This window comes from Methanocalculus sp. (assembly GCF_029762515.1).
In the GTDB taxonomy this organism is placed as follows: Archaea; Halobacteriota; Methanomicrobia; order Methanomicrobiales; family Methanocorpusculaceae; genus Methanocalculus.
This window is the reverse complement of the sequence record NZ_JARVGN010000037.1, coordinates 1-9,337: the sequence shown is the minus strand read 5'-3', so window position 1 is coordinate 9,337 and position 9,337 is coordinate 1. Positions and strand designations below refer to the sequence as shown.

Annotated in this window: 10 protein-coding genes; 5 read left to right on the top strand and 5 right to left on the bottom strand. The window is 52.5% G+C overall.

Translation table 11 applies throughout. The features are described 5' to 3' along the window. The 3 genes from QCH34_RS02290 to QCH34_RS02280 all read left to right on the top strand — a co-directional run. Positions 1–250 (top strand): hypothetical protein (locus tag QCH34_RS02290; protein ID WP_300329431.1); only part of this gene is annotated, 250 nt, incomplete at its 5' end. 161 nt (positions 251–411) lie between these two features. Further along, entirely contained in the window at positions 412–2,436 is a 2,025-nt protein-coding gene (locus tag QCH34_RS02285) for a sodium-translocating pyrophosphatase (protein ID WP_300329428.1), read from the top strand. 152 nt (positions 2,437–2,588) lie between these two features. Further along, entirely contained in the window at positions 2,589–3,407 is an 819-nt protein-coding gene (locus QCH34_RS02280; protein WP_300329434.1) for a DUF4349 domain-containing protein, read from the top strand. 13 nt (positions 3,408–3,420) lie between these two features. Here QCH34_RS02280 and nadC read toward each other — a convergent pair whose 3' ends face one another. From nadC to QCH34_RS02260, 4 genes are all read right to left on the bottom strand, one after another. Further along, positions 3,421–4,272, bottom strand: a complete 852-nt coding sequence (gene nadC / locus QCH34_RS02275; protein WP_300329384.1) for a carboxylating nicotinate-nucleotide diphosphorylase — start codon at positions 4,270–4,272, stop codon at positions 3,421–3,423. After that, on the bottom strand, positions 4,269–5,174 hold the full coding sequence (gene nadA / locus QCH34_RS02270; protein ID WP_300329381.1) for a quinolinate synthase NadA: 906 nt from the start codon (positions 5,172–5,174) through the stop codon (positions 4,269–4,271). The genes nadC and nadA overlap by 4 nt, the downstream gene beginning before the upstream one ends. Next, positions 5,171–5,929, bottom strand: coding sequence for an aspartate dehydrogenase (gene nadX, locus QCH34_RS02265; protein WP_300329378.1), 759 nt, complete (start codon positions 5,927–5,929; stop codon positions 5,171–5,173). Before nadX ends, nadA begins: the two co-directional genes overlap by 4 nt. A gap of 121 nt (positions 5,930–6,050) precedes the next feature. Beyond that, positions 6,051–6,521, bottom strand: coding sequence for a cupin domain-containing protein (locus QCH34_RS02260; RefSeq protein ID WP_300329374.1), 471 nt, complete (start codon positions 6,519–6,521; stop codon positions 6,051–6,053). Positions 6,522–6,808: 287 nt separating this feature from the next. Between QCH34_RS02260 and ablA the strand changes: the two genes are divergently transcribed. Next, entirely contained in the window at positions 6,809–8,128 is a 1,320-nt protein-coding gene (gene ablA / locus QCH34_RS02255) for a lysine 2,3-aminomutase (RefSeq protein WP_300329369.1), read from the top strand. After that, positions 8,112–8,966, top strand: coding sequence for a putative beta-lysine N-acetyltransferase (gene ablB / locus QCH34_RS02250; RefSeq protein ID WP_300329366.1), 855 nt, complete (start codon positions 8,112–8,114; stop codon positions 8,964–8,966). Before ablA ends, ablB begins: the two co-directional genes overlap by 17 nt. Here ablB and QCH34_RS02245 read toward each other — a convergent pair. Then, complete coding sequence (locus tag QCH34_RS02245) at positions 8,947–9,225, bottom strand: hypothetical protein (protein ID WP_300329363.1); 279 nt, start codon at positions 9,223–9,225, stop codon at positions 8,947–8,949. The genes ablB and QCH34_RS02245 overlap by 20 nt on opposite strands. Positions 9,226–9,337 lie beyond the last annotated feature (112 nt).

The window sequence follows — 9,337 nt, the reverse complement described above, 5'->3', positions numbered from 1 at the left end:
GGGCGATGCATACATGTTCATCACCATGAACCATGATGCCGGGATGAGATCGATGAAAGGTGCAGACCAGATCATGAGCTCTGGCGGAGAACATGCACGGCTCGCATCAAATGCCTACCAGAAAGCCTCAGAGGATTATATGAAAGCGATGGAGCTCAATCCCCTTCTGACACCTGCGGTGGCAACCCGGATGATGGCGCAGGCAGAGAATCAGGTTGAAACATTTGGGATGATCCTCTCCTCCCTCTGAGCTTTCCCGCCATACATTATGCCCTCTGCGCGCCAGGTTTATTCTCCCGAATAAGAGTTCGTTGATAGACGTAATCAACCAGATAAATTCCATATGATATATAAGGTTCTCGTTCCTTCTTCTATGGAAGGCATACTGAACACATTGGAGGTACCTTAACTATGGATCTTATCTACCTGGCACCTGTTGCTGCCCTTATCGCCCTTGCATTTGCAGGGTACTCCTTCATGATGGTGAAGAGAGAGGGGACAGGAACAGAGGTGATGCAGAAGATCGCCGCCGCGATTCATCTCGGCGCGATGGTCTATCTGAACCGCCAGTACCGTGCAATTGCAGTTTTTGTCGTTGTGCTGGCGATTGTTTTGGCAATCGGAATATCACCCCTCACCGCAGCATGTTTCATCCTCGGTGCGGTTCTATCGGCAACCGCCGGATACATCGGAATGTATACGGCAACCGCAGCGAATGTGAGAACCACAAACGCCGCCCGCCGTGGTATTGCAGAGGCATTCAGGGTCTCATTCTCAAGCGGGTCTGTTATGGGAATGGCCGTTGTCGGGCTGGGTCTCTTTGGACTCTCTCTCGCTTATCTCGCCCTCTCCGCAATGGGTCTTCCCCAGGAGACTGTCCTCTCGACCGTAACAGGTTTTGGTCTTGGAGCATCCTCGATTGCACTCTTCGCCCGTGTCGGCGGAGGCATCTTCACAAAAGCAGCTGACGTTGGTGCAGATCTCGTCGGAAAAGTCGAGGCAGGCATCCCCGAGGATGACCCGAGAAACCCTGCCGTCATTGCAGACAATGTCGGTGACAATGTCGGCGATGTTGCCGGAATGGGTGCAGACCTCTATGAGAGCTATGTCGGCTCGATCATCGCTGCGATGGTGCTTGGTATCACCGCAGTCCATACTGAGATGTATGCCGGCCTCGACCCGATGCAGCTCGTCCTCCTCCCGATGATGATCGCCGCACTCGGTATCTTCTCGGCAATCATCGGTTCATTCTTTGTCAGGACAAACAAGACCGAGTCCAGCGCCATTCACATGGCATTCAACAAAGGCCTGATTGTTGCAATTATCCTTGTTGTGATCGCGACATACTTCCTCGTCACAACCCTGATTGGACCACAGTATGTTGGCATCTTCTATGCCGCAATTGCCGGTCTCGTCGCAGGATTTGCAATCGGTCTCATCACCGAATATTACACATCCTATGACAGGGCACCGACACTCTCGATCGCCAAATCCGCCCAGACCGGATCCGCAACAACAATCATCAGCGGATTTGCAAAAGGCATGGAATCGACTGTTTTCCCGGTCTTCTTCGTTTCAATTGCGATCATCATCTCCTACCAGTTTGCAGGCCTCTATGGTATTGCAATCGCCGCAGTCGGTATGCTCTCGACGCTTGGAATCTCCCTTGCCGTTGATGCATACGGCCCTGTCGCAGACAATGCTGGCGGTATTGCAGAGATGTCACATCAGGATCCAAAGGTCCGGAAGATCACCGACACCCTCGACGCAGTCGGAAACACCACCGCCGAAATCGGAAAGGACTTTGCAATCGGCTCAGCAGCCTTAACAGCACTTGCCCTCTTCTCTGCATACACCCTTGCAGTCGGTCTTAACATCATCGATGTCACGAACCCGATGGTCTTCGTCGGCATGCTCATCGGTGCCATGCTTCCATTCCTCTTCTGCGCACTCACCATGACCGCAGTAGGAAAGGCAGCATTCGAGATTGTTCTCGAGGTACGCCGCCAGTTCAAGGAGATCCCCGGACTGATGGAGGAGAAGGCGGATCCGGATTACGCATCCTGTATCGCAATCTCCACAAACTCCGCACTCCGTGAGATGATCGCACCTGGCGTCCTCGCTGTTGCAGCACCGCTCCTTGTCGGATACTTCCTTGGCCCCGCGGCTCTTGGCGGTCTCCTTGCAGGATCCCTTGTTGCAGGGTTCTGCCTTGCAATCACCATGGCAAACGCCGGTGGTGCATGGGACAATGCAAAGAAATACATCGAACAGGGCAACTATGGTGGAAAGGGATCTGATGCCCACAAGGCAGCAGTCGTCGGCGACACCGTCGGTGACCCCTTCAAAGACACCTCAGGTCCTGCCATCAACATCCTGCTGAAGCTGATGGCGATGGTGGCACTCGTCTTTGCCCCGCTCCTCATCCTCGTCTGAGGATGATAGCCTCACTTTTTTTCCTCTCTTCTTCCGTTCTCCTGGAAAATCCTCGCAGATTGTGATCTTGTGCAGATTGCGAAAAATATCGCAGTTATCGCCATCTATAAAGTCAGGAAAAGCATTAGGTTCTATATCAGGATGTGACTGATATGAAAAAAACACTCATTCCTCTCCTCCTTCTTCTCCTCATCGGCCTCTCTGCCTCGGCAGGCTGCATGATGGCTGATTCCGGGTACCAGTCTGCACCGGTGATGACCGAGTCTGTTGTTGCCTATGACAGGAACATGGCAGCTGACTCAGCCGTAGCCTATCCCAATCAGAAGGTGATCAAGGATGGATGGCTCCGCCTTCAGGCCCGTGATACGAGGGTCGCCTCCGAGGAGATCACCGCAATCGCAGCCCGTTACCATGGCCGTATCCAGTCACTCTCCCTCACCTCGGGCGGGATGAGTGATGGCCGCGAGCAGTTCTCCGCACATATCGTTCTCAGGGTGCCTTCGGATTCGTTCGATGCAGTGATGCAGGAGATCGAATCTGTCGGCACCCTTACCCAGCGTGAGGTAAAAAGCCGTGATGTGACTGCTGAATATACCGATCTCCATGCCGAGAAACGGGCTCTTGAGAACCAGGTGAACCGTCTCACCGAGATCCTTGACAAAGCAGAGACGGTTGAAGAGATCCTGAAGGTTCAGACTGCGATTGATTCTGCACAGCTGAACCTTGACCGGGTGACGGGCAGGCTGAAGCTGCTTGAGTCGCAGATCGATGAAGCGGCCATCACGGTCTCGATCAGGGAAGGGGAACCGCTTGGGATCGATTCAGGGTTCTCGATTACCAGTATCGTAAACACCGGCATTGCTGCGTTCCTCTTTATGATCGGGATCATTATCGTTGCCGTCTTTGCACTTCTCCCGCTTGTGGTAATCGGCGGGGTTGCCTGGTATATAGTGAAAAAGAGAAGAGGATAGGAGAAAAATCCTCTTATAATTTTATCGTCCGAAGCGCCATCCGCATCTCAAGGCTGAGATCAAAATTTTTCACAGAATGGGTGAGCCATCCCGAGGAGACGAGATCGATCTCGCATCCGGCATAGGATCCGGCACTTGCCGGGGTGATACCCCCGGAGAGCTCCAGCCTGACACGCTCCCGAAGATCGCCGTCTTTGAGGAGCTGAATCGTCATCATCACCGTCTCCGAATCCATATTGTCGAGCATGATGATATCAGCACCAGCAGCAGCGGCAGTACATGCATCTTCAGGTGTCTCCGCCTCCACCTCGATCACCCGGTACTGCGATACGCTCCGTGCACGGGTTATCGCCTCTTCAATACCAACAAGAGCGAGGTGATTATCCTTGATCAGAACAGCATCTGAGAGGGAGTTCCTATGGGGGTCCCCTCCCCCGAGTATAATCGCTTTTTTATCAAAGAATCGAAGTCCCGGCGCAGTCTTTCTGGTTCCGGCGATACGTGCCCCCGGTATCACCGAATCGATCAGGGCAGAAAAGCGACGGGTAGCGGTTGCAATCCCGGACATCCTCCCCATGAGATTCAGCACTGTCCTTTCTGCAAGGAGTATGCCATGAACAGGTCCGGTAATATCGAGGATCTGCTGCCCCGGATCGATCCAGTCCCCATCACGTGCGAGGGCTCGTGCCTCAACTCCGCATTCGGCAAAGAGGAAGATCGCCTCCTCGAGCCCTCCGACAACCCCGGTTTCGCGGGAGAGGATCGCAGCCCTCCCTTCAGTATCCGGGATAACTGATCCGGTGGTGATATCGCCATAGGGTGCGTCTTCAGCAAGAAACCGCCGGAGTGATTCATTCTGTATCATGCACTCTTCTCCAAAACAGCCATCATTGCCTCGACCGCTTTTCTGGCAGGCACCGCGATTTCGTCAGGGATCTTCACCTCGTGAATACCATCACGCAGTGACCGATGGAGGTCTTCGATCGTCGTCTTCTTCATATCCTTGCAGATTGCCTCAGGATCGACATGGAACTGCCGGTCAGGGTGGAGTTTTTTGAGCCGGTATCCCATGTCCCGTTCGGTGCAGATGAACCATTCATCGCATTCACATGCATGCTGCACCATGCCGCCGGTTGATGCGATCAGATCAGAGTCTGCCTGAATCTTTGGGGGGCATTCGGGATGGCAGACGATCCGCCACCCTTTCGACCTCGCCTCCCGGATCTGATCCTCTGTGAAGGCGCAATGGACATAACAGTGCCCACCGGGCGGGAGCGGGATAATCCGCTTCTCTGGCATCTGTTTTTGTACAAAGGATGCAAGATTGGCATCCGGTCCAAAGAGGATCGTCTCTGCATCGAGTGACCGGACAACGGCTGCTGCATTTGCTGAAGTACAGGTGATATCTGCGGCCGCCTTCACCTCCACACTCGAGTTCACATAGACGACAACCGCAGCACCCGGATACTTCCCTCGTGCCTCGTGAACCATTTCGGGTGTGAGGAAGTCGGAGAGCGGGCACCCGGCATCAGGTGCAGGGAGCAGGACAGTCTTTTCCGGAGAGAGGAGTTTTGCAGTCTCTGCCATGAACCGGACTCCGCAGATGACAAGCACAGGTTCAGTTGCCCCTGCTGCTTTGATCGCGAGTTCAAGGCTGTCGCCGACGATATCCGCAACATCCTGGATCTCTGCTGGCTGGTAGTTATGGGCAAGGATAAGGGCGTTTCTGGCGATTTTTAACTTTTGTATTTCTTCCTGGATCGTCATGTTCCGATCACCAGTGGGTTATCGAGATTCTTTAACAGGGAGAGGATGGAGAGGGCGGCAAGGTAGCTTGTTGCAGGATTATCGGGGCTTGGCACATTCCTCACCCGGATATATGCATCGCCAAACTCACCTTCGATGAAGATCTCATGGGTGTTTCGATCAGCTTCAGGATCCACCCAGAGTTCAACATCAACCTCATGCCCTGCTGCTAACGTGAGTGCTTCTGAGACATTTGTGTTCTTTGGATAGTTCCTGATACATTCGGTGGCTTTTCCCGAGAAGATCATCATCGGTTTTTCAGCTTCAATATTGAGTGATCTGGGGCTCTTTGTTGTCCTGAGGAGGAAGGTGGAGATCCGCGATATCTGTCCGACCTTTATATTGTCCAGTCCCATCACCGCACCGGAGGGGATATAGATCTTCTTTCCCTTCTCTTTGGCCAGCGTGACAAGCTTCTCGCAGAAGGCTGAATCTGAGAGTGCACCGACACTCATCACCACAAAATCACGGCCTGAGAGAAGGATCCTCTCTCCGTACTCCTGCGCGGCTGTAACCGAGGCCGCCTCGACGACAATATCAAAACCGGCTGATAAAAATGCGTTAAAATCTGTGAAAGGAAGGGCACCGGATGCAGCTGCAAGTTCGTCTGCCCTCCCCTCAATCTGGTCAAAGACTGCTATAATCGAGAAACCATTCTGGTTCTTCGCTATGATATGGCCGATATTCCCGCAACCAAGCAGCCCGATCCTGATCATTGGTATTGTTATTGCATTTTCCCGGTATAAACGGTTCTGATCCGGATCAAACCGGTAGTCATCCTGCTCTTCCCGGGGATGACAGATGGCTGGTTACCGCCATCTCTCTCCCATCTCTCTTTTATTGCTTCTTCTCTTTCTTTGCCCTCTTCTTCTCCTGCTTTTTACTCCTTTTCTTCTCCTTCTTTGCCCCTTTCTCCTCCTTTTTCTTCTCTTTCTCCCCGATATTCACGTTTTTGCCTGCTTTCTCCTGAATCCCGGCATGGATCATGACCAGCATCATCTTGAAACGTGTGGCCGGCTGTACCGCATGGGGAATCTTTGCGGGCATGATGATCATCTCACCCTCTCTCAGATAGTGGGAAGAACCGGCGATCGTAATCTCCGCCTCCCCGTCGAGAGCAAAAGCCAGAGCATCAAAAGGGGCTGTGTGCTCGGAGAGACCCTGCCCCTCGTCAAAGGCAAAGAGGGTGACAGTTCCCTCACGGCTCATGATCAGTGTCCGGCTTGCTATTGTATCCTCCTTGTAGATGACCATATCACGTGGCATGATCGTTCTTCCGATGATAGATTCCTTCTCACCTTCAGGCATACAGAATGGATGGATCTGCCATGGTATGAAGCTTATGGCATACCGCCACCACTCTGTGTATTCAGCAATATGCGGCTATATAGGTCTTAAAATTGGATATTTTGATCAGAATGGATTCCAATTGAGGTTTCCCTCCTATTGGTGCCGTCCCCAGAATAATGATATTTAAATGTTGCGTACATAAATCCATGAAAATCGCTCGAAATCAGAATCAGGATTATTATATTAATTATTCCGTTCATTTTAAGGAATATGGTATCATAGTACTCTGGTGAGTTGAAATAATTATGGAATTATCTACCCGAATACCAAAACAAAACGAAGACTATACAGATATAGACCATGATGCACCCCAGTGGAAAGACTGGAGATGGCAGATTGCCCATACGGTCCGGGATCTGAATACCGTTGAGAAGGTGCTTGGAATCACGTTTCCGCCTGAAGAGCGGAAGAAGCTTGAAGAGACGATACAAAAATTCCCCCTCGCGGCAACCCCCTATTACCTCTCCCTGATCAAAACAGAAGACTATGCCCAGGATCCTGTCTTTCTCCAGTCAATTCCAAGACCCGACGAGCTGATCGTTGAAGAGTGTGAACTTGAGGATCCACTGGCAGAGGATAGCGACAGCCCGGTTCCCGGGATCACCCACCGCTATCCTGATCGGGTTCTCTTCCTCGTCTCAAATGTCTGTGCGATGTACTGCCGCCACTGTACGCGGAAGCGGCGTGTCGGCGACCGTGACCGTGTCCCGACATGGGAGGAGATGGAAGCAGGCATCGCCTATATCCGTGAACATCCCGAGGTCCGGGACGTCCTCCTCTCCGGCGGCGATCCCCTGATGCTCCCTGATGAGCTGATTGACCGTATCCTGACCGAACTCAGGGCAATACCTCATGTTGAGGTGATCCGGATCGGATCCAGGACTCCGGTTGTCCTCCCCTTCAGGATCACTGATAAACTCGTCAATGTCCTGAAGAAGCACCAGCCGATCTGGCTGAACACCCACTTCAACCATCCGCAGGAGATCACCCCGACAGCCGAGCGGGCACTGGCAAAACTTGCCGATGCCGGAATTCCGCTCGGCAACCAGTCGGTCCTCCTTGCGGGTGTGAATGACTGCCCGAGGATCATGAAGGCGCTCGTCCAGAAACTGGTGAAAAACCGGGTCCGGCCATACTACCTCTACCAGTGCGACCTCTCAGAAGGTCTCTCGCATTTCAGAACCCCGGTCGGGAAGGGGATCGAGATCATCGAGAACTTAATCGGCCATACCAGCGGATTTGCCGTTCCCACCTATGTGATAGATGCACCCGGTGGCGGTGGAAAGATCCCGGTGATGCCCACCTATCTTATATCATATTCGACCAACAAGGTGATTCTCAGGAACTATGAAGGTGTGATCACAACCTACCGGGAGCCGGATCACTATACCACGATCTTCTGTGATCGCAACTGCAAGGATTGCTCACTCCAGCTGAACCTGAAAGGGGGCGAAGAGCAGCATGTTGTTGGTATTGCCCGGCTCCTCTCGGATTATGACGAGGCAACAGCCCTTGTTCCTGTAGATTCGGAACGGATGGCACGGAGAGATGACGAAGAGGAGTGATCCGGTAATCAGGGTTGGGGCGAGCATCATCCAGCATGGGCCCCACAACAACCGGATATATCTGATGCGGCTGCATCCGGATGACTGCGATCGCGTACTCAGATGGATCGAAGAGACGCTCGAAACAGAAAGGTACAGCAAAGTCTTTGCCAAAGTTCCCGCAACCTCTGCCCCGGCATTCCTGAAGGAAGGCTTCACCGTTGAGGCTGAGATCCCGGGGTTCTATCCGGATGGTACAGCCTGCTTCTTCCTGGGAAAGTACACCGATCCTGCACGGCAGAAGTACAATGGATCGGGGGTTTCAGAAACACTTGAGATCTCGTGGCAACGTGCAGGAACCGGCCATCCACCCTTGCAGGAAGGATTTTCTATCAGGGAGGCGTCCGGATCAGATGCAAAATCGCTTGCAGAGATCTATGCTTCGGTCTTTCCAACATATCCGTTCCCAATTGATGATCCGGATTATATCTCTGATCTGATTGTGAGCGGGGATGTCCGGTTCTTCCTCCTCCTTTATGGGGATGAGATCGTGGCTGTTTCGTCGGCTGAACTTGATTCATCATCAAAAACGGTCGAGATGACCGATTTTGCCACCCTCCCCTCTGCACGGGGGGCAGGTGCTGCCGGTGCCCTCCTTGCCCATATGGAAGGAAACGTCTTCAAGGATGGCTTCCATCTTGCCTATACGATCTGCCGGGGTGAGGAGCCTCCGGTGAATATCCTCTTTGCACGGGGAGGGTACCACTATGCAGGCACCCTGCCGAATAATACCCAGATCGGGGGAGGATTCGAGAGCATGAATGTCTGGTACAAGCCTCTCACTTCTGGCTCTTTGTAGCATTCACCAGACTCATTCCATCATCAAGGGTGGCGACCATATCACCGACATAGGTCTCGTTTGAGAGTCCGATCAGATCCATCGCACCTGTAAAGATCCAGATGAGCTCATTTGCGAGTTCAACAAGCCATTCGACAAATTGCATCATCGAATCAGCCGATCCAAGGGGGGCAGTGGGGTACTCTGCTGCCGAAGCGGTTATGGCACCAATTGGGGAGAAGAGGAGGATGATGGCGATAATGATCAATTCCCTTTTCATAGAATACAACTGATCTCTCCGACGGCATAATACAATTGCCTGCAAAGGATGAGAAAAACAGGCTATCAATAGTATTATCATACCTAAATCCTCAACTACCATTAAATGGCAG